Origin of the sequence: Piscibacillus salipiscarius (genome assembly GCF_042685285.1) — a bacterium.
GTDB lineage: Bacteria > Bacillota > Bacilli > Bacillales > Alkalibacillaceae > Piscibacillus > Piscibacillus salipiscarius.
This window is the reverse complement of sequence record NZ_JBHUMZ010000021.1, coordinates 36,935-56,305: the sequence shown is the minus strand read 5'-3', so window position 1 is coordinate 56,305 and position 19,371 is coordinate 36,935. Positions and strand designations below refer to the sequence as shown.

The window sequence follows — 19,371 nt, the reverse complement described above, 5'->3', positions numbered from 1 at the left end:
ATACTAACAGTAGATACAGATGCAGTAGAGGTGATGAAATGGATTTATCAGAAATCAAAGATCAATTAAACAAACTACAAAACAGACTTGAAGACTTTAGGGGGTCTCTTTGACTTAGAAGAAGACCGAGAGAAGATCGCAGAACTAGAGCAACAAATGACAGCTCCCGAATTTTGGGATGACCCAAGTGGAGCGCAAAAAATTATTAATGAAGCCAATGCGCTAAAAGAACGAGTACAAAGCTTTGATAAAAACGAAGAGGATTTAGAAAATCTTGAAGTTTCCTATGAATTAGTGAAAGAAGAAGGAGACGAAGAGCTGTTTGAGGATCTTCATAGGGAAATCCAGCGAGTGACCGAACAGTTTAATGAGTTTGAATTAGAGATTTTACTTAGTGAACCTTATGATAAAAACAACGCCATCTTAGAAATTCACCCAGGAGCGGGCGGGACAGAATCTCAAGACTGGGCTGAAATGTTACTTAGAATGTATAAACGTTATGGAGAGAAAAAAGGTTTTAAGGTTGAAACATTAGATTATTTACCTGGCGATGAAGCCGGAGTTAAAAGTGTAACCCTACTTATTAAAGGCCATAATGCATTTGGCTATTTAAAAGCTGAAAAAGGTGTGCATCGTTTAGTTAGAATTTCACCGTTTGATTCTTCGGGACGTCGTCACACATCCTTTGCATCGTGTGATGTCATGCCGGAGTTCAACGAAGAAGTTGAAATTGATGTTAAGACAGAGGACTTAAAGATTGATACTTATCGTTCTAGTGGTGCTGGTGGTCAGCATGTCAATACAACGGACTCGGCTGTTAGAATTACACACCTGCCAACCAATGTCGTTGTGACATGTCAATCTGAACGTTCTCAAATAAAAAACCGAGAACAAGCAATGAAAATGTTAAAGTCGAAGTTATATCAACTAGAGATTGAAAGACAACAGCAAGAACTCGATGAAATTCGAGGTGAGCAAAAAGAAATTGGTTGGGGCAGTCAAATTAGGTCTTATGTTTTCCATCCATATAATATGGTGAAAGATCACCGTACAAATTTAGAAAATGGTAATACTCAAGCAGTTATGGATGGTGACTTAGATTCATTTATAGATGCATTTTTAAGATCAAAAGTAAAAGGATAATTTATTTAGAATTGGGTAGAGTATTACCATAACATCTCAAAAGAGGAGGTCCTATTTATGAAAAAGATTCTTGTAGGTATGTTTAGTGTGATGTTAGTACTAGCTGCTTGTGGTGGCGGCGATGATGGCGGTAACAATGGTGATACTGGCGATACTGGTGACACAGGTGAAGAGCAATCTGGTGAAGAATCTGGTCAAGAAAGTGGCGGCGAACAAACTGCCCAAGCTGGTGAAGAAGTTTATAAGACCAACTGTGCTAGTTGTCACGGTGGAGACTTAAGTGGTGGCATGGGTCCATCTCTAAAAAATGTTGGTGATAACTATAGTGCTGATGACATTGTAGGTATTATCAAAAATGGTAAAGGGCAAATGCCAGCACAAGATCAAGTTAGTGAAGAAGATGCACAAAAAGTTGCCGATTGGTTAGTAAATAGGTAATATAATGACAAATGTCCTTGGATTTAGGTCCAAGGGCTATTTTTTTGTCTTTGTAACTCACTTTTTAACGTTTGAAATAAAAATGTAACAAAATTTTCCCTAAACAAAATGTCGTAACGTGTTATAATATAAAATATCTGAATAAAAGGTTTAATATAAAATAGGAATAATTGTCGATATATGATATAATGAATGTTGAAATAAATGAATTTTCAGAAATTTCATGGCTTTTCTTTTACAACAGGAGGTACTGTGGCGTCTATGATTCAAATGAAAAATGTCTACAAGGTTTATAAGAATGGCGTGGCTGCCTTGAATGGCATAGATGTATCCATCCAAAAAGGTGATTTTGTATATGTGGTAGGACCTAGTGGCGCCGGAAAAACATCGTTTATTAAAATGATGTATCGTGAGGAGGTCCCATCAAAAGGTGAAGTGTACATAAATAATGTGGAGTTAGGACGATTGAAAAAGAAAGATGTTCCGTTTTTAAGGCGCGATATAGGTGTTATCTTCCAAGACTTCAAATTGCTTCAGCGAAAGTCCGTTTATGAAAACGTATCTTTTGCGTTAGAAGTTATTGAAGAAAACCCTAAAAAGATCCGTCGTCGTGTCATGAGTGTACTCGATCAAGTTGGTTTAAAACATAAAGCGCGTTTTATTCCAGCACAATTATCAGGTGGGGAGCAGCAACGGATTGCTATTGCAAGGGCAATCGTCAACAATCCGAAAGTTGTAATTGCTGATGAGCCAACTGGTAACTTAGACCCGGAGACGTCGTGGGAAATCATGAGGCTTTTTGAAGATATTAACTCATCTGGAACTACCGTCATTATGGCGACCCACAGTCAAGAGATTGTCAATAACATGAAAAAGCGCGTTATTGCGATGGAAAATGGACAAGTTGTAAGGGATGAGCATCGAGGAGAGTACGGTTATGAAGCTTAGTACAGCTAGAAGACACTTTAGAGAAGGTTCTAAAAACATCATAAGAAATAGCTGGATGACAGTCGCTTCAGTCGGTGCAGTAACGACCACATTAATTCTCGTTGGGATTTTTCTAGCTTTAATTCTGAACTTAAACCAAGTCGCACAAAACATTGAACAGGATGTACAAATGAATGTATATGTTGAACTTGGTGCGGAAGAACAAGCTATTGAGGAACTTGAATCTAACTTGAATGAATTATCCAATGTTAAGTCGATTGAGTATTCATCAAAAGAAGAAGAATTAAACAAACTGATTGAAGATATGGGTGAATCTGGTGATGAGTGGGGCATGATGTTTGAAGACAGTAACCCACTTAATGATGTGTTTGTAATTAAAGCAACCAATGCGAATTATTATAAGAATCTATCAAAACAAGTTAAACAGATGGATTACGTTGATGAGGTTGATTACTCTCAGGCAACCGTAGAACGTCTTTTAACTTTTAATAAATATGCTAGATACATAGGAATTGGGTTCATCACAGCGCTGCTATTTACAGCAATCTTCCTAATTTCTAATACGATTAGAATGACGATTATCGCAAGAGCAAATGAGATTGGCATTATGAAGTTAGTAGGGGCTAAGAACAGCTTTATTCGCTGGCCATTCTTTATAGAAGGAATGTTAATGGGAGTGATTGGTTCCATTATTCCAATCACAATGGTTGTAGTTGGCTACTACTATCTATATCAAAATGTAGCTGGACGTAATTTACTGCCATTCGTAGAATTATTACCATTTAATCCATTTGCTTGGCAGCTGTCATTATTGTTACTTGGACTTGGAGTCTTTATCGGTGTTTGGGGAAGCGTAATGAGCGTAAGGAAATTCTTGAACGTATAGTGAGAGAGTATAATAGGAGGGAATGTGTGTTGTACAAAAGAATAACCGTTATTATGTCAGTAACGTTGTTAGCGATGTTTGGAGCAGCTTTTACTCAAGTTAATGAAGCACATGCAAATGTTGATCAAGAAATTAATGACCTAAAAGAGAAATCAGAAAAAGCTACTGAAAAACGAAAAGCTTTATCAGGTGAATTATCAAAATTAGAGAATTTAATTGAAGAAAACAAAGAAGAACAAAGCGAAATGAGAAGCAAGATTAATAGTTTAAAAGAAGAAATAAACAAAGCACAAAATCAGATTGATGAAAAGAAAGGCGAAATTGAACGTACGCAAAACGAAATTAAAAAAGTCGAAAATGAAATTCAAGAATTAGAAGAAGAAATCGAGCGTTTAAAGCAAAAAATCAAAGAGTTAAAACAAAGTATTAAAGAAACGAAACGAAAAATTGAACAGCGTGAAGATTTACTAACAGATCGTTTGCGTAATCTTCAGCGTAATGGTGGTAGTGTTAAATACTTACAAGTAATTATGGGCGCATCTGATTTCGGTGATTTTATTAGCCGTACGCAAGCCGTTAGTAAAATCATGGATCAAGACCAAGCCATCTTAAGAGAGCATCTTAATGATAAGATGAAACTTGAGAAGGACAAGCAAGAGTTAGAAGATTCAAAGGCACAGGTTGAGGAAAATAAAAATCAATTATCTGCACAAAGAGACCAATTAGAAGGTCAAAAGGAATCGTTAGTTGCAGATATGAGAGACTTACAAGGTTTAGAGAGTAGCTTAAATGATAAGCTATCAGAACAGAATACATTATTAGCTAATCTTCAGAAAAAAGAAGAGGAACTACATGATCATAAAATGAGTATTGATGAAGAACGAGCGAATTTAGCTTCTCAGAAACGCGCTTTTGATAAGCTGATCGATGAACTTGAAGCGCAAAAGAGAGCAGAGAAAAAAGCTGCTCAATCTGGTGGAACTGTCCAACAGACAACGAATGTTAAAAATGACTCTGGATTTATTCGCCCAACAAGTGGTGTCTTAACATCTGGATTTGGAGGTCGTTGGGGTGACCTACACGCTGGTATAGACATTTCACGTCATGGCCCTGGCGTAGCCGTAAAAGCAGCTGCATCGGGAGTTGTGTCTCGTTCCTATTATTCTAGTAGTTACGGTAATGTAGTATTTATCGTACATATGGTTAACGGGCAAAAATATACAACGGTATATGCTCACATGAGAAATCGACTAGTATCAGAAGGTCAGACAGTTAGTCAAGGACAAGTAGTTGGTCACCAAGGTAATACAGGTCGTTCATATGGACAGCATTTACACTTTGAACTACACAAAGGAAGCTGGAATATGAGTAAATCTAATGCTGTTAACCCTGCAAGTTATGGAATTCAATAGTTTACTATACAACCCTAATTGTTTATTCAATTAGGGTTGTTTTTATATTAAAAGGATATTTTTATAAAGTTTAACTCGACTCATTACTTTAAGAACACGTCATGGTATAATAAACTAATACAAACATTGTATTTTATTGGGGTGAATCGATTGGAATTAACGAAGAAGTGGTTAGTGATGATTGTAGTTGTCTCCCTACTCGTTGGCGGAGGGGTTACAGCTGCGACACTAGAATTGTTAGATGAACCAAATGAACAAGCCAGCCCAACAAATGAGCAAGAGCAAGAAGAGCAGGAAGATGAGAACTCAGAACAAAAGGAACAAGAGGATTACTCAGATCTTGATGCTTTAAGCTACACAATGAATATTATTGAAGATGAATATGTTAAAGAAGTTTCTCGCGAAAAGTTAATTGAAGGTGCATTAGAAGGGATCGTTAATAAACTTGGCGACCCTTACAGTGAATATATGAATGCCGAGACGATGGAGCAGTTCCAAAGTCAAATCGAGTCTACCTTTGAAGGGATTGGGGCGGAGGTTACAAAGCGTGATAATTACATAACGATTGTATCCCCAATTAAAAATACTCCTGCGGAACGAGCGGGAATTAGACCTAACGATCGTATTTTAGAAGTTGACGGAAAGAGTCTTGAAGGGATGAGTGTGTTTGAAGCTGTTTCACTCATTCGCGGTGAAAAAGGATCGGACGTCACGTTGACAATTGATCGACCTGGAGACGGTGAACCGTTTAAAGTAACTATCACAAGAGATACGATTCCTGTTACAACAGTATATTCTGAAGTAGAAGAGCAAGACGGGAAAAAAGTAGGTATTCTTGAAATCCGTTCATTCTCTGAAAAAACGTCACAAGAGTTTAGTAAAGAATTGAAGAAGTTAGAAGATGAAGAGAATATAGACGGTTTAGTTATTGATGTTCGAGGTAACCCTGGTGGTTTACTTAACTCTGTTCAAGAGATATTAGGGAACTTTTTACCGAAAGATGAACCGTTTATGCAAGTTTCTATGAGAGACGGAGACCCACAGCCTTATTACCTAAAACAATCTGGTGAAAAGGATTATCCAATTTCGGTATTAACCAACGAAGGTAGTGCATCGGCTTCTGAGATTTTAGCTGGGGCGATGAAAGAAGTGGGTGGCTACGAAATTGTAGGTAAAACAACATTTGGTAAAGGTACCGTCCAGCAAACGATGGAAGTTGGAGATGGATTACTTAAACTAACGGTTATGAACTGGTTAGACCCAAGTGGGGATAAAATTAATGAAGTTGGTGTAGAACCTACTGTTAAAGCTGAACAGCCTGAATTTTTCTACACGTCACTCATTCAAACAGAAGAGCCTCTTGAGTATAATCAAACAGGGCAAGAAGTCGTTAAAATGCAAGTGATGTTAGAAGGTCTCGGTTACAAACCTGGTAGAACGGACGGTTATTTTAATCAGGAAACACAAACGGCCTTAGAAAATTTCCAGAAACAAAATGACCTTGACGTTACAGGTACATTAAATGAAAAAACTGAAGCAGCATTAGAACAACAAATATTAGATGCTGTAGATAACGCAAAGTATGATGAACAGTTACAAAAGGCAATGGAAGTACTTTTTAAATAATGTTTTAGGTGACTCAGCTTTGGTTGAGTCATCTATTTATATTAAATGAAGGAGAACACTATATTTTGACGAAAATATTAGAGTAGGACATCTTGATCGGAGGTTTGAACAGCGATGGCGATAGAGTGGTTGAAAGAGTTCGGAATTGGGGTTTTATGGCTATTTGCTCAGCCTATGTTTTATTTGGCTATATTGTTTACGTTTTGGACAGGTTATATTAGGGTTAAAAATGAGAGATCTATGTTTCGGCATCGCGTGTTTCCGATAGGTGCGGAATGGACAGGTACATGGGTAACCAGTGTTGTATTTGGAGTTCTGTTATCTGCGGCAATGATCTTAACTGGATCAATGCTCAGTCTGCAATGGCTTTGGTTACTTACAGTGGTAGTCGCTTTGCTTTTGTTAATCAACCAAGTGTGGCTGTTATCACCTGTTTATACCTTGGGAATCGTTGCAATTACGATGTGGTTAATTAATACCTTTAATGTACAACTGCCTGATTGGTTGAGTTCATTAAGTAATATTAATCTCGTGTTAGTGAGTTATGTGTTAATGTTTTTATTAATCGTTGAGATTATTTTGTTTGCGACTGCTAAACGCAATCAATCATTTCCTGAATTGCAAAAAAGCAAGCGTGGTAAATTTGTCGGAAGTCACTTGGTGAAACGGTTATGCGTCATTCCTGCCTTTGTTCCTGTTCCATCGGGAGCTTTAGAGTTATCACTGTTTACTTGGTGGCCAGCATTTGGCTTAAGCGATCAGTTCGGACTTGTATTATTTCCGTTTGTGATTGGAGTGTCCCAGCGTTTTAAAGGGAACTTTTCAGATATTGGCGCACGAAAAGTTGCTAGAGCCTTATCAGTTTTACTTGTTCTTCTCTTAATCGGTTCATACGGAATTTATGTATTTCCTGAGTTGAGTATATACTTAGTGTTAGCTGCCATCTTAGGTAGATTAGCCATCCATTATGTTTCATATGTATTGGACAGAGAACAATCGCCTATTTTTATACCGAAAGAAGATGGCATTGTGATTGTGGGTGTTATGCCTAATTCACCGGCAGAAGAAATGGAACTTGTCGTTGGTGAAAAAATTGAACGAATTCACGATGAGCCTATTTCAAATGAACAAGAATTTTATGAAGTGATGAGCGAACATCGTACTTTTTGTAAAATGGCAGTTCAAGATTTGTCTGGAGAAGTTCGATTTGTTCAAAGAGCCCTATATGAAGGGGAATACCATGAATTAGGATTAATCTTTGTAAAAGAAATGCCTAAATTCACGCTAAGAACAGAAGAAATAAGTTAATTGGTCAAACGCGATCATCCACTAGGGTGATTGCGTTTTTCTTTAATGTAGACCTTTCATTCACATTCTTTGCAAATTAGGCCCGACAAACTTATCCTTAAAATAGAGAAAAATATCAAAACAGAACTTTTGTTCGTGTTTTTATGTTATAATATTTGTAGTTTATATATATTGGAGATGATGTTGTGAATCAGTTTGAACTTCATTCTCAGTTTGAGCCTCAAGGAGATCAGCCAAAAGCCATTGAAAAAATTGTAAATGGCATTGAACATAACGAACGACACCAAACGTTACTCGGTGCAACGGGTACAGGGAAAACGTTTACGGTTTCAAACGTGGTTAAGGAAATAAATCGCCCAACGTTAGTGATTGCACATAACAAAACGCTAGCAGGACAGCTGTATAGTGAGTTTAAAGAGTTTTTTCCAAATAATGCGGTTGAGTATTTCGTCAGTTATTACGATTACTACCAGCCTGAAGCTTATGTCCCGCATACAGATACGTATATTGAAAAAGACGCTAGTATTAATGATGAGATTGATAAGCTAAGACACTCCGCGACGTCTTCATTATTTGAACGTAATGATGTACTAATCGTTGCAAGTGTGTCGTGTATTTATGGTTTAGGTTCGCCTCATGAGTATAAGGAGCTCGTCTTATCACTTCGTGTTGGAATGGAAAAAGAACGCGATCAAGTGCTAAGAGATCTTGTCGATATTCAATATGCACGTAACGATATTGACTTTCAGCGTGGTACATTTAGGGTGCGAGGTGACTCAGTTGAAGTCATCCCGGCGTCGAGGGAAGAGCACTGTATTCGTATAGAGTTTTTTGGAGATGAAATTGACCGAATTCGTGAAGTGGATGCTTTAACAGGAGAAATTATAGGTGACCGTGAACACGTTGCTATTTTCCCAGCATCCCACTTCGTCACGCGTGAAGAAAAAATGAAGCGCGCGATTAAAAATATCGAACAGGAGCTTCAAGAGCAGTTAGAGAAGTTTAGACAGGAAGATAAGCTGTTAGAAGCACAACGCTTAGAGCAGCGTACAAATTATGATTTAGAAATGATGAACGAAATGGGCTTTTGTTCTGGGATTGAGAACTACTCAAGGCATTTATCATTTCGTGAACCTGGATCAACTCCTTACACATTATTAGATTATTTTCCAGATGACTCACTCATTGTCATTGATGAGTCACACGTCACACTACCTCAGGTTCGTGCGATGTATAACGGAGACCAAGCACGTAAAATGACGTTAGTGGATCACGGTTTCAGATTACCATCTGCGCTAGACAACCGTCCGCTTAAATTTGAAGAGTTTGAAAAGCATATTGATAATATTTTATATGTATCGGCAACACCTGGTGATTATGAACTCGAGCACTCTCCAGGGGTTATTGAACAGATTATTCGTCCGACAGGCTTGTTAGATCCGAAAATTGATGTTCGCCCAATCAAAGGCCAAATTGACGATTTAATTGGTGAAGTAAATAAACGAAAAGAGCACAATGAACGCGTCCTTGTAACCACGCTTACGATCAAAATGGCTGAGGACTTAACGAATTACTTGCAGGAAATGGGCATTAAAGTTGCTTACCTTCATTCTGAAATAAAAACTTTAGAACGTATTGAGATTATTCGTGATTTACGTCTTGGCGTTTATGATGTATTAGTTGGGATTAACCTACTACGTGAGGGACTCGATATTCCTGAAGTGTCATTAGTTGCGATTTTAGATGCTGACAAGGAAGGATTTTTACGTTCTGACAGATCGCTAGTTCAGACAATTGGGCGTGCTGCACGTAATGAAAACGGTGAAGTCATCATGTATGCCGACCGCATTACAAAGTCTATGCAATTCGCCATGGACGAGACAGATCGTCGTCGGGAGATTCAAAAGGCTTACAACGAAAAACACGGCATAACACCTAAGACGATTAATAAAGAAATTCGCGACGTAATCAAAGCAACTTATGATTCGGATGAGGAAGATAAGCTAGCCGAATACAGTAAGTTATCTAAAGATGAAAAAGCAGAAATGATTGAACGTTTAGAAGCAGAAATGAAACAAGCCGCTAAAGAGTTAGATTTTGAAAAAGCAATGGAGCTAAGAGACATCATTACAGAGCTAAAAGTGGAAGGATGATTTATTCAAATGAAGTCCATTAAGATTCAGGGGGCACGCGCCCATAATTTAAAAGATATTGATATTGAAATTCCTAAAAATAAATTAGTGGTGATGACGGGTCTTTCTGGTTCAGGTAAATCATCCCTTGCCTTTGATACGATATACGCGGAAGGTCAGCGCCGTTATGTCGAATCGTTATCTGCATATGCTCGTCAGTTTTTAGGGCAGATGGATAAGCCTGATGTCGATGCCATAGAAGGCTTATCCCCAGCAATCTCGATTGATCAGAAGACTACGAGTCGCAATCCAAGGTCAACGGTTGGTACGGTTACCGAAATTTATGATTATCTTCGTCTATTGTACGCAAGGGTTGGTCATCCAATCTGTCCAATTCATGGTGAGGAAATTTCAGCTCAAACGGTTGAGCAAATGGTTGATCGTGTGATGGAACTTGAAGAACGTACAAAACTTCAAGTTTTATCTCCAGTTATTTCAGGAAGAAAAGGTGAGCATGCGAAAGTTCTAGAGGACCTTAAAAAAGAAGGTTATATTCGTCTACGCGTAGATGGCGAAATGCGTGAGATTAGTGAAGAAATTAACTTAGATAAAAATAAAAAACATACCATTGAAGTTGTAGTGGACCGCATTATTGTCAAAGAGGGTGTGGAAGCCCGTTTAAGTGATTCCTTTGAAACGGCTTTAAAATTAAGTGATGGTCAGGCGATCGTTGATATTATTGATGGTGATGAACTATTATTTAACGAAAACTTTGCATGTCCGAAGTGTGGATTTACAATTGGCGAGTTAGAACCAAGACTATTTTCGTTTAATAGTCCTTTTGGTGCTTGTCCAACCTGTGACGGACTTGGTTCACACTTAGAGGTTGACTTAGATTTAGTCATTCCCGATTGGGACTTAACACTAAATCAACATGCTATTGCGCCTTGGAAGCCCGTGTCGTCCAATTATTATCCATCACTCCTTAAGAGTGTTTGTGATCATTACGGGATTGATATGGATACACCTATAAAAAATCTACCTAAGAAACAGTTAGATAAAATTCTTTACGGAAGCGGAAAAGACCGTATTTTATTCAAATATGAGGGCAGAAGAGGTCAGGTTCGTGAAAACGAGATATACTTTGAAGGCGTCGTTTCTAATGTGTCTAGACGTTACCATGAAACCGTATCTAGCTATGTGCGTGAACAAATGGAGAAATATATGGCACAAAAAGAATGTCCGACGTGTGAAGGCTATCGCTTATCTGAAGAAGCGTTATCCGTTAAGGTCAACGGCATTCATATTGGTCAGCTAACTGAAAAATCAGTTGCACATGCATTGGATTGGATTGAATCGATTCAATTAAGTGAAAAAGAACAACAAATTGCTAGAATGATTGTCAAAGAAATTAATGACCGATTAACCTTTTTAGTTAATGTGGGTCTAAATTATTTAACACTTTCTCGCTCTGCCGGTACGTTATCAGGTGGGGAAGCTCAGCGAATCAGGCTCGCTACTCAAATTGGCTCAGCTTTAACAGGCGTGCTTTATGTATTAGATGAGCCTTCAATTGGCTTACACCAACGTGATAATGACCGGTTAATCTCTACGTTAAAACGAATGAGAGATTTAGATAATACGCTCATTGTCGTTGAGCATGATGAAGATACGATGTTAGCTGCCGATTACCTTGTTGACATTGGTCCTGGAGCAGGGGCTCAAGGCGGAGAAATTGTGGCTAGTGGGACACCACAACAAGTAATGGAGCATGAACAATCATTAACAGGGCAATACTTAAGCGGGAAACAATTTATCCCACTTCCAATTAAACGACGTAAAGTTATTAAGAAACGCACTTTAAAGATTAAGAAAGCAGAAGAAAATAACTTGAAAAATGTCGATGTGACAGTACCTTTAGGTGTTATGTCTGTTGTAACCGGCGTATCTGGATCAGGTAAAAGTACACTCATCAATGAAATTTTATATAAATCATTGTCACAGAAACTCCATCGTTCAAAAAAGAAACCAGGTAAACACAAAGAAATCAGAGGCATTGATCAGCTTGAGAAGGTAATTGATATTGACCAATCACCAATTGGGCGTACACCTAGGTCGAATCCTGCTACGTATACAGGTGTCTTCGATGATATTCGTGACGTTTTTGCGCAAACAAGTGAAGCCAAAATTAGAGGCTATAATAAAGGCCGTTTTAGCTTCAATGTAAAAGGCGGACGCTGTGAAGCTTGTAAAGGTGATGGAATCATTAAAATTGAGATGCACTTTCTACCTGATGTATACGTACCATGTGAAGTTTGCCATGGTAAACGATATAATAGAGAGACGCTTGAAGTGAAATACAAAGGTAAGAACATTGCAGATGTATTAGAGATGAGAGTAGAAGAAGCACTTGAGTTCTTTGAAAACATACCTAAAATTAAGCGAAAAATTCAAACCGTTGCAGATGTTGGTCTTGGATATATTCGTCTTGGGCAACCAGCAACAACATTATCTGGTGGTGAAGCTCAGCGGGTCAAGCTTGCGAGTGAATTACACCGCCGTTCAAATGGTAAATCTTTTTATATATTAGATGAACCAACTACAGGACTCCATGTTCATGACATTTCGAGATTGCTTAACGTGCTTCAAAGATTAGTTGAAAACGGTGATACCGTATTAATTATTGAGCATAATTTAGATGTCATTAAAACGGCCGATCATATTATTGATTTAGGACCTGAAGGCGGAGAAGGTGGAGGTCAAATTATCGCAACTGGGACGCCAGAAGAGGTCTCTGAAGTAAAAGAGTCGTTTACAGGGCAATATTTAGGGCCAGTATTAGAACGTGACCGAAAACGAATGGAAGAAAGAATTTTAGAAAGCACAGCGAAATGAAAGGGGAAGCATGATGGAAGCTATTAAACTTGAAATCGTTCAAGATTATATTAATCAATTTGCCAACCAACCCGTATATGTTCACCTTGAAACAACTAACGGGGCGTATGCTAGTCACTTTAATGCAAATGCCTACAATGTTGGTGCTTATATTCGAAATGCGAGATTAACTTATAGTCAAGGTAAAATCGTTGAGCACGAAGGTTCTTATCGAGTTGGATTAAAGCATGAGATTGGCTGGATTTACGCAGAAGGCCTTACAGATTTTGAATTTAACGAAAACAATCAACTACTTATTGCAGGACATGACAAAGAAGGACGATTAATGGTCGCGCTTCAAATCAGTCCAGAGCCATTTTCGTACTAAGGAGGAACCGTAATGAATTTTGAAGAACATAATCATGTAGTGGTCATATATCCACACCCAGACGACGAATCCTTTGGGGCAGCAGGCACCATTACGAAATTCCGCAAAGCGGGTGTTCCGGTAACGTATCTATGCGGAACATTAGGGGAAATGGGACGGAACATGGGAAGTCCATTTTTCGCTAATCGTGAGACGCTTCCTCAAATTCGTAAAAAGGAATTACAGGATGCTTGTAAAGTCCTCGATATGAACTTAGAAATGCTTGGTTATCGCGATAAGACGATTGAGTTTGAACCGAGAGATGAGATGGCAGAACGGTTTAAAAATTATTTAGAGAATTTAGGGGCAACACTTGTCATCACATTTTATCCTGGGTTCGCTGTGCATCCAGACCATAATGCGATGGGTGCAGCAGCTTTTGAAGCGGTTAAAATGATGGACCCTGATCAAAGACCGACTGTTTGGGCGACAGCTTTTTCGAATGACCATGTCGAAAAGCTAGGTAAGCCTAACGTCGTTATTGACCTCATAGATTCATTTGATCAGAAGTTAGATGCAATTAAAGCCCACCGCTCTCAAGCAGAGGGAATGCTTAGTCAGTTATTAGCAAATAGCGAGTCAGATAATGAATACGAGGCAGCTCTCGAGAGATTCCGTTTTGAAGGCTTCTATGAAGTGGATATAGATCAAGTGAACTACTAATCTCCGACTCAGGTCTGAAAATAAGTTTAAACATTTCAGTCCTCTGGTTGATGGCGAACATCTTAGTATTTCATACAATTAATGTAGGATGTTCTTGAGAGGAGTATGTAAATGAGTGAAGAGCGAAATAAAATTTTAAAGCTATTAGAAGAAGGTCATATTACATCAGATGAAGCCGAAAAACTGTTAGACGCGGTTGATAAAGGTCAACACGTCAAAGAGTCTAATAGTAAAACAGATACAGATGAGGATTCATTTAAAGAGTTTAAAAAAGAATTTAGAAGTTTTAAGGACGGTTTCTTAAGTTTTATAGACGATACGATTCAGAGAATTAAGGAAGGTCCATTTGAATTTACGTTTAATCATGTGAATGTTAATCGGAGCTTTGATTTCTCTTCAGAAGGTATTAAGCAGTTCGATTTTGATTTAGTAAATAGTTCAGTTGAGTTCATTACATCCGATCAAGACCAAATCTTAGTTGAACTAAAAGGTAAAGTCTATAAAGAAGATGATCAGTATAAAGCGGAACAAACCTTTGATGAGACGTTTTCAGTAGGCGTGACCAATGATGCTCTACAAATCAGTCAGGGTCAAAAGAATGTTTCAGCCGAAATTATCATACATTTACCTAAAAAGGAATATGAACAAGCTTATATTAAAACGATTAATGGGTCGATTAAATCCAGAGATTTGACGATTCACATCGCACGTCTATCTACCATTAACGGTAGTGTGCGTTTAGATGGCTATCAAGGAGATTCAGTTTACGTTGAAACAAGACATGGGTCGATTCGGTTAGATCAAGTGAAATTGTCTAAGGCAAAATTAGAGACCACAACAGGCTCAATTTATTATGATGGTCAGATCGAGCATTTAGATGCAGATATTACAACGGGCAGCCTGCGCACATATCTACGAAATTCAAATGTTAAACGGGTGGACCTTAAAACGACGACAGGTTCAGCACAATTATATTTACCTAAGTCTATCAAGGTAAGGGGCCATGCCAATACGAGTGTAGGTAGTGTGGATGTCAATATACCGAATGTCGTTGTTCAAAAAGTAGAAGATCAGATTGTTAAGAAGACGGTTCAGTTTTATAACACCTCAGATGAAGATGAATCTTATGTAGATGTTGATATAGAAGCTAAAACAGGAAGTATTAAAATAAACGGTTTTAGTTAAAGGAGTTAGGTTATGATCAAAAATTGGATCATCTCTATTGTCGTTAATACAATAGCATTACTTGCGGTAAATGAATTGTTTCAAGACGTAGAAATTGATGGTGTCACGACGGCAGTAATCGCCGCCATCATTCTCGGAATCTTAAATGCCATCGTCAAACCGATTTTAGTCGTACTCACTCTACCGATTACGATTATATCTTTAGGACTTTTCTTGTTTGTCATCAATGCTATTACACTCATGATTACTCAAGGATTGTTAGGTACGGACTTTGTTATTAATGGCTGGGGAACCGCAATTCTCGCCGCCATAATTATTACCATTCTAAACACTATACTTCAAAAGATCTTAAAGGAAGTATTAGATTGATGATTGATCCTCCTCAAATGAGGGGGATTTTTTAGTGACTCTGTATTTTATTAATTAGGGTAAAAAAGGTTGACTTTCCAGGTTAGGCCTTCCCTTTCGGCGGGCAAGACACGAGGGTGCTACTTTGAATTAGCTTCCTTGAACCCTTGACCCGAGGAATAATACCTCGAATCTGTGTTTTGTAAAGTGATAAGCGAAGGTGGCGACTCCAGGTCGGCTAAAACTGGCCGATAAATCCGAAAAAGTGGCCGATAAATCCGAAAAACTGGTCGATAAATCCGGAAAAATGACCGATAAACCCCAAAAAGTGCGCCTATAACGTCTTGTTCGACGGGAACAGCACTAGCTGAAGATCAACATAGTTTGCACCTGCGTTTTCTAATTGGGCTTTTTTAGGTTCCTCGTGCAAGACTGCAAAGAAGTATTTTGACGAAGCGAATATACTATTAAAATATATCAATTAAACCTTTTTCATGATATAGGTTTTTACGATATGATATAGTTATGAATAATGTGATATAGAAGGAGAGAGACGGATGATAAAGGTCCGTACGAAGGATTTAATTGAACGATTTGATTTAGAACTTGTCGCTGGTGAAGATGGCGTACATAGAGAAATTTTCAGCAGTGATATTTCAAGGCCAGGTATGGAGATGGCTGGTTATTTTACGCATTATCCAAAAGAACGGCTTCAGTTAATGGGAAGAACGGAGCTTTTATTTCTTTATGACTTAAAACCTGAAGAAATTGCAGACAGAATGGAGCGTTTATGTACTGATGTAACTCCAGGTATTGTCATTACACGAGGACTTGATGTGCCCAAGGCATTGATAGAAGCAGCCAACCAAGCTGGCGTTCCTGTGATGCGATCACCTTATAAAACGACTCGTGTTATTAGTCGTTTAACGACGTTTTTAGAGACAAAATTCGCACCATCAACAGCTCTTCATGGAGTGTTGGTGGATGTGTATGGTGTTGGCGTGTTAATTACAGGCAAAAGTGGTATCGGTAAAAGCGAAACAGCGCTTGAGCTAGTGAAGCGTGGTCATCGTTTAGTTGCCGATGATAATGTAGAAATTCGCCAGGAGGATTATGATACGTTAATCGGTAATCCGCCGAACTTAATTGAGCATTTACTCGAAATACGTGGACTTGGCATTATTAATGTGATGACGTTATTTGGGGCAGGTGCAGTACGAAATTATAAACGCATATCGTTAGTGGTCTATCTCGAAACTTGGGAAGCGAATAAACAATATGATCGTCTTGGTTTAGATGAGGATAAACTCAAGATTATGGATGTTGAGTTACCGAAAGCAACGATTCCGGTTAGACCTGGACGTAATGTATCGGTTATTATAGAGGTAGCTGCGATGAACTTCCGATTGAAACGGATGGGAGTTAACACAGCTGAGGAGTTTTCAAACCGTTTAAATGCTGTGATTGAAGATGATGTTGATAAGAAAGAAATTGAATAAAGGGGAGTAAATGATGTACTGTTCAGCAGAACCATATGATCGCGTATTTATTAATTTAGGCCCATTCCCTGTATACTGGTATGGTTTTTTAATTATGTTAGGTGCATTAACCGGGCTGATTGTTGCACAGCGTGAAGCTAAACGTTTAGGCTTACATAAAGATTTCTTTATTGATTTATTAGTTTTTGCGATTCCTGCTGCTATTATTGGGGCAAGAATGTATTATGTCATTTTTCAGTTTGAGCATTACGATTCGCTTTTAGAGATGATTGATATCCGCGAAGGTGGCCTAGCGATTCATGGTGCATTAATTGCATCAGTATTAGTTGCGTATCTTTATACGAAGAAGAAAAATGTGTCATTTTGGAAAGTGGTAGACATTGCAGCGCCTAGCCTTTTAATTGGTCAGATGTTAGGTCGCTGGGGGAACTTCATGAATCAGGAAGCCTATGGAGGCCCCATTTCTGAGTCAACTTATCAAAGCTTCCATCAATACTTGCCTGATTTCATCATGAATCAGATGTGTGTCGATGGCGTATATCATCACCCGACGTTTTTATATGAGTCGGTTTGGAGTATGTTAGGCATCATTTTATTACTTGTTTTAAGATATAAAGTGAACCCGCGCCGTGGTGTGATTTTCTTATCATATGTGATGTGGTATTCATTTGGACGTTTCTTTATTGAAGCCATGAGAACAGATAGTTTATATATTGTACCTGGTTTACGTACAGCACAGGTTATTTCAATTGTACTCATCTTAGGTAGTTTAGCAGTGCTCTATTACCGCCACAAAAAAGGTTATGATGACGTGCTGTATGATGGAACTTCTCTAAAGAAACAAGGTTCTAATAGGAAGAAAAAGAAAAAATAACACAAGGGAGACGAGAACGTGAAGGGTATATTAAAAAGGGGAATTCAAAGTGGTCTGTCATTAACGTGGACTTTAGGTAAAATCATATTTCCAATTACTCTGATCGTCACAATCCTGCAGTACACACCTGTTCTTCCGTGGATTATTGACTGGATTGCGCCGCTTATGACATTACTTGGACTGCCAGGGGAAGCGGCCGTCCCGTTAGTGTTAGGTAATGCACTCAACTTGTATGCTGGAATTGGAGCGATCGTCAGTTTTGATTTTACGGTAAAAGAAGTGTTTATTTTAGCGCTCATGCTATCGTTTTCACATAATTTATTTATTGAATCTGCTGTTGCATCTAAAGTCGGTGTGAAATTTTGGATTATTATTGCGGTCAGAGTTGGTCTAGCTGTTGTTTCAGCAGTACTTGTGAATTTATTTTGGCAAGGCGGGAAGGAGATGGCTCAGTACGGTCTGATCTCAAATGAAGGCCCTGAACCGACAGGCTGGGGTGAGATTGTGCTAACCGGTCTTGAAACCGCTGCGTTATCCATCGTTCAGTTGGCTGCTATTGTCATTCCGTTAATGATTGTTATGCAATATTTAAGAGAACATAAATGGATGGACTGGATGTCGCAAAAGATGGCTCCATTTACAAAAATGTTAGGCGTCAAAGAAAACGCATCCATGACTCTCGTTGCCGGTCTAACTATCGGTCTTGCGTATGGTGCAGGGCTTATGATTCAAGCCGTTAAAGAGGATGGTGTGTCTAGAAAAGATATGACGTTAGTCTTAATTTTCTTAGTCACATGTCACTCCGTTGTCGAAGATACGTTGGTCTTTGTCCCATTAGGAATACCGGTTTTACCGTTATTAATTATACGTCTAACGACAGCCGTTATTTTAACCGCAACCATTGCTTATATTTGGAACAAAGCTGAAAAGAATAAGAAAAAAGACACCAGAAAGGATGCAGTCACACATGAGCATACGTACGATTCTATTTGATTTAGATGGGACTTTAATTGATACGAACGAGCTGATTGTTGAATCATTTAAACATACATTTAAAGAGCATTTAAATAAGGATTACTCTAGAGAGGATATTCTTCAGTTTATTGGCCCACCGCTTCGTGATTCGTTTGAAAAAGTAAAGCCCGATGAAGTGGAAGAAATGGTGACAACCTATCGCAAACATAATTTATCGAACCACGATCTGTATGTAAAAAGCTATGACGGTGTGTTTGAAACCATACAAGCATTACACGAAAAGGGATACCAGATGGCGATTGTCACAACGAAAATTCGTGAGACAGCGTTAAAGGGTCTTGAGTTAACGCATTTGGATCAATTTTTCGATGTGGTTATTGGCTTAGATGATGTTGAAAACGCAAAGCCTGATCCTGAACCTGTTTTAAAAGGGATGAAGGCTTTAGAAGGAAATCCAGAGTCAACTATTATGATCGGTGATAATTCCCATGACATTCATGCTGGGCAAAACGCTGGAACGAAAACAGCAGGTGTGGCCTGGTCTGCAAAGGGGAAAGATTTTATAGAATCATTGAATCCTGATTATGTGTTAGACCATATTTCAGATTTACTTAAGATTGTTGAGGAGTGACA

17 protein-coding genes are annotated in these 19,371 nt (G+C 38.4%); all 17 read left to right on the top strand.

Annotated elements, in window-relative coordinates:
* Window positions 1-38: 38 nt before the first annotated feature.
* The 17 genes from prfB (at window position 39) to ppaX (ending at window position 19,369) form a co-directional block, all read left to right on the top strand.
* Window positions 39-1,143, top strand: a protein-coding gene (prfB, locus tag ACFSW4_RS08950; protein WP_377328769.1) for a peptide chain release factor 2 whose coding sequence is annotated in 2 segments (ribosomal slippage) — window positions 39-110 and window positions 112-1,143 — 1,104 coding nt in all. Because the reading frame shifts where the segments join, the coding sequence is not laid out codon by codon here.
* 57 nt (window positions 1,144-1,200) lie between these two features.
* Window positions 1,201-1,581 carry a c-type cytochrome gene (locus ACFSW4_RS08945; protein WP_377328767.1) on the top strand — a complete coding sequence of 127 codons (381 nt, stop codon included), beginning with the start codon at window positions 1,201-1,203 and terminating at the stop codon, window positions 1,579-1,581.
* 261 nt (window positions 1,582-1,842) lie between these two features.
* Entirely contained in the window at window positions 1,843-2,529 is a 687-nt protein-coding gene (ftsE, locus tag ACFSW4_RS08940) for a cell division ATP-binding protein FtsE (protein ID WP_377328765.1), read from the top strand.
* Window positions 2,519-3,415 carry a permease-like cell division protein FtsX gene (gene ftsX, locus ACFSW4_RS08935; RefSeq protein ID WP_054751713.1) on the top strand — a complete coding sequence of 299 codons (897 nt, stop codon included), beginning with the start codon at window positions 2,519-2,521 and terminating at the stop codon, window positions 3,413-3,415. Before ftsE ends, ftsX begins: the two co-directional genes overlap by 11 nt.
* Before the next feature lie 29 nt (window positions 3,416-3,444).
* Window positions 3,445-4,827 (top strand): murein hydrolase activator EnvC family protein, encoded by a 1,383-nt coding sequence (locus ACFSW4_RS08930; RefSeq protein WP_377328763.1) that lies wholly within the window; start codon window positions 3,445-3,447, stop codon window positions 4,825-4,827.
* Between the two features lie 150 nt (window positions 4,828-4,977).
* Window positions 4,978-6,453 (top strand): S41 family peptidase, encoded by a 1,476-nt coding sequence (locus ACFSW4_RS08925; RefSeq protein WP_054751707.1) that lies wholly within the window; start codon window positions 4,978-4,980, stop codon window positions 6,451-6,453.
* Between the two features lie 114 nt (window positions 6,454-6,567).
* Window positions 6,568-7,761 (top strand): hypothetical protein, encoded by a 1,194-nt coding sequence (locus tag ACFSW4_RS08920; protein ID WP_377328761.1) that lies wholly within the window; start codon window positions 6,568-6,570, stop codon window positions 7,759-7,761.
* A gap of 185 nt (window positions 7,762-7,946) precedes the next feature.
* Window positions 7,947-9,914 carry an excinuclease ABC subunit UvrB gene (gene uvrB, locus ACFSW4_RS08915; protein WP_377328759.1) on the top strand — a complete coding sequence of 656 codons (1,968 nt, stop codon included), beginning with the start codon at window positions 7,947-7,949 and terminating at the stop codon, window positions 9,912-9,914.
* 9 nt (window positions 9,915-9,923) lie between these two features.
* Entirely contained in the window at window positions 9,924-12,788 is a 2,865-nt protein-coding gene (uvrA, locus tag ACFSW4_RS08910; RefSeq protein ID WP_377328757.1) for an excinuclease ABC subunit UvrA, read from the top strand.
* 13 nt (window positions 12,789-12,801) lie between these two features.
* On the top strand, window positions 12,802-13,155 hold the full coding sequence (locus tag ACFSW4_RS08905; protein ID WP_054751701.1) for a YojF family protein: 354 nt from the start codon (window positions 12,802-12,804) through the stop codon (window positions 13,153-13,155).
* A gap of 12 nt (window positions 13,156-13,167) precedes the next feature.
* Entirely contained in the window at window positions 13,168-13,857 is a 690-nt protein-coding gene (bshB2, locus tag ACFSW4_RS08900) for a bacillithiol biosynthesis deacetylase BshB2 (protein WP_054751699.1), read from the top strand.
* A 111-nt stretch (window positions 13,858-13,968) separates the two neighbouring features.
* Window positions 13,969-15,042 (top strand): DUF4097 family beta strand repeat-containing protein, encoded by a 1,074-nt coding sequence (locus ACFSW4_RS08895; protein ID WP_377328755.1) that lies wholly within the window; start codon window positions 13,969-13,971, stop codon window positions 15,040-15,042.
* A 12-nt stretch (window positions 15,043-15,054) separates the two neighbouring features.
* A complete protein-coding gene (locus tag ACFSW4_RS08890) occupies window positions 15,055-15,411 on the top strand; it encodes a phage holin family protein (protein WP_054751692.1) in 357 nt (118 codons plus the stop codon).
* Window positions 15,412-15,947: 536 nt separating this feature from the next.
* Window positions 15,948-16,889 (top strand): HPr(Ser) kinase/phosphatase, encoded by a 942-nt coding sequence (gene hprK, locus ACFSW4_RS08885; protein WP_377328753.1) that lies wholly within the window; start codon window positions 15,948-15,950, stop codon window positions 16,887-16,889.
* 13 nt (window positions 16,890-16,902) lie between these two features.
* Window positions 16,903-17,763: a prolipoprotein diacylglyceryl transferase gene (gene lgt / locus ACFSW4_RS08880; RefSeq protein WP_377328751.1), complete on the top strand. Its 861-nt coding sequence runs from the start codon at window positions 16,903-16,905 to the stop codon at window positions 17,761-17,763.
* Window positions 17,764-17,781: 18 nt separating this feature from the next.
* Entirely contained in the window at window positions 17,782-18,756 is a 975-nt protein-coding gene (locus ACFSW4_RS08875; RefSeq protein WP_054751689.1) for a nucleoside recognition domain-containing protein, read from the top strand.
* Window positions 18,731-19,369: a pyrophosphatase PpaX gene (ppaX, locus tag ACFSW4_RS08870; protein WP_054751687.1), complete on the top strand. Its 639-nt coding sequence runs from the start codon at window positions 18,731-18,733 to the stop codon at window positions 19,367-19,369. Before ACFSW4_RS08875 ends, ppaX begins: the two co-directional genes overlap by 26 nt.
* Window positions 19,370-19,371 lie beyond the last annotated feature (2 nt).

Bases quoted from the DNA above. Each gene is read 5' to 3' on its own strand.
- ACFSW4_RS08945 (WP_377328767.1), top strand. From the start codon at position 1,201: ATGAAAAAGATTCTTGTAGGTATGTTTAGTGTGATGTTAGTACTAGCT.
- ftsE (WP_377328765.1), top strand. From the start codon at position 1,843: ATGATTCAAATGAAAAATGTCTACAAGGTTTATAAGAATGGCGTGGCT.
- ftsX (WP_054751713.1), top strand. From the start codon at position 2,519: ATGAAGCTTAGTACAGCTAGAAGACACTTTAGAGAAGGTTCTAAAAAC.
- ACFSW4_RS08920 (WP_377328761.1), top strand. From the start codon at position 6,568: ATGGCGATAGAGTGGTTGAAAGAGTTCGGAATTGGGGTTTTATGGCTA.
- uvrA (WP_377328757.1), top strand. From the start codon at position 9,924: ATGAAGTCCATTAAGATTCAGGGGGCACGCGCCCATAATTTAAAAGAT.
- ACFSW4_RS08905 (WP_054751701.1), top strand. From the start codon at position 12,802: ATGGAAGCTATTAAACTTGAAATCGTTCAAGATTATATTAATCAATTT.
- bshB2 (WP_054751699.1), top strand. From the start codon at position 13,168: ATGAATTTTGAAGAACATAATCATGTAGTGGTCATATATCCACACCCA.
- ACFSW4_RS08895 (WP_377328755.1), top strand. From the start codon at position 13,969: ATGAGTGAAGAGCGAAATAAAATTTTAAAGCTATTAGAAGAAGGTCAT.
- ACFSW4_RS08890 (WP_054751692.1), top strand. From the start codon at position 15,055: ATGATCAAAAATTGGATCATCTCTATTGTCGTTAATACAATAGCATTA.
- hprK (WP_377328753.1), top strand. From the start codon at position 15,948: ATGATAAAGGTCCGTACGAAGGATTTAATTGAACGATTTGATTTAGAA.
- lgt (WP_377328751.1), top strand. From the start codon at position 16,903: ATGTACTGTTCAGCAGAACCATATGATCGCGTATTTATTAATTTAGGC.
- ppaX (WP_054751687.1), top strand. From the start codon at position 18,731: ATGAGCATACGTACGATTCTATTTGATTTAGATGGGACTTTAATTGAT.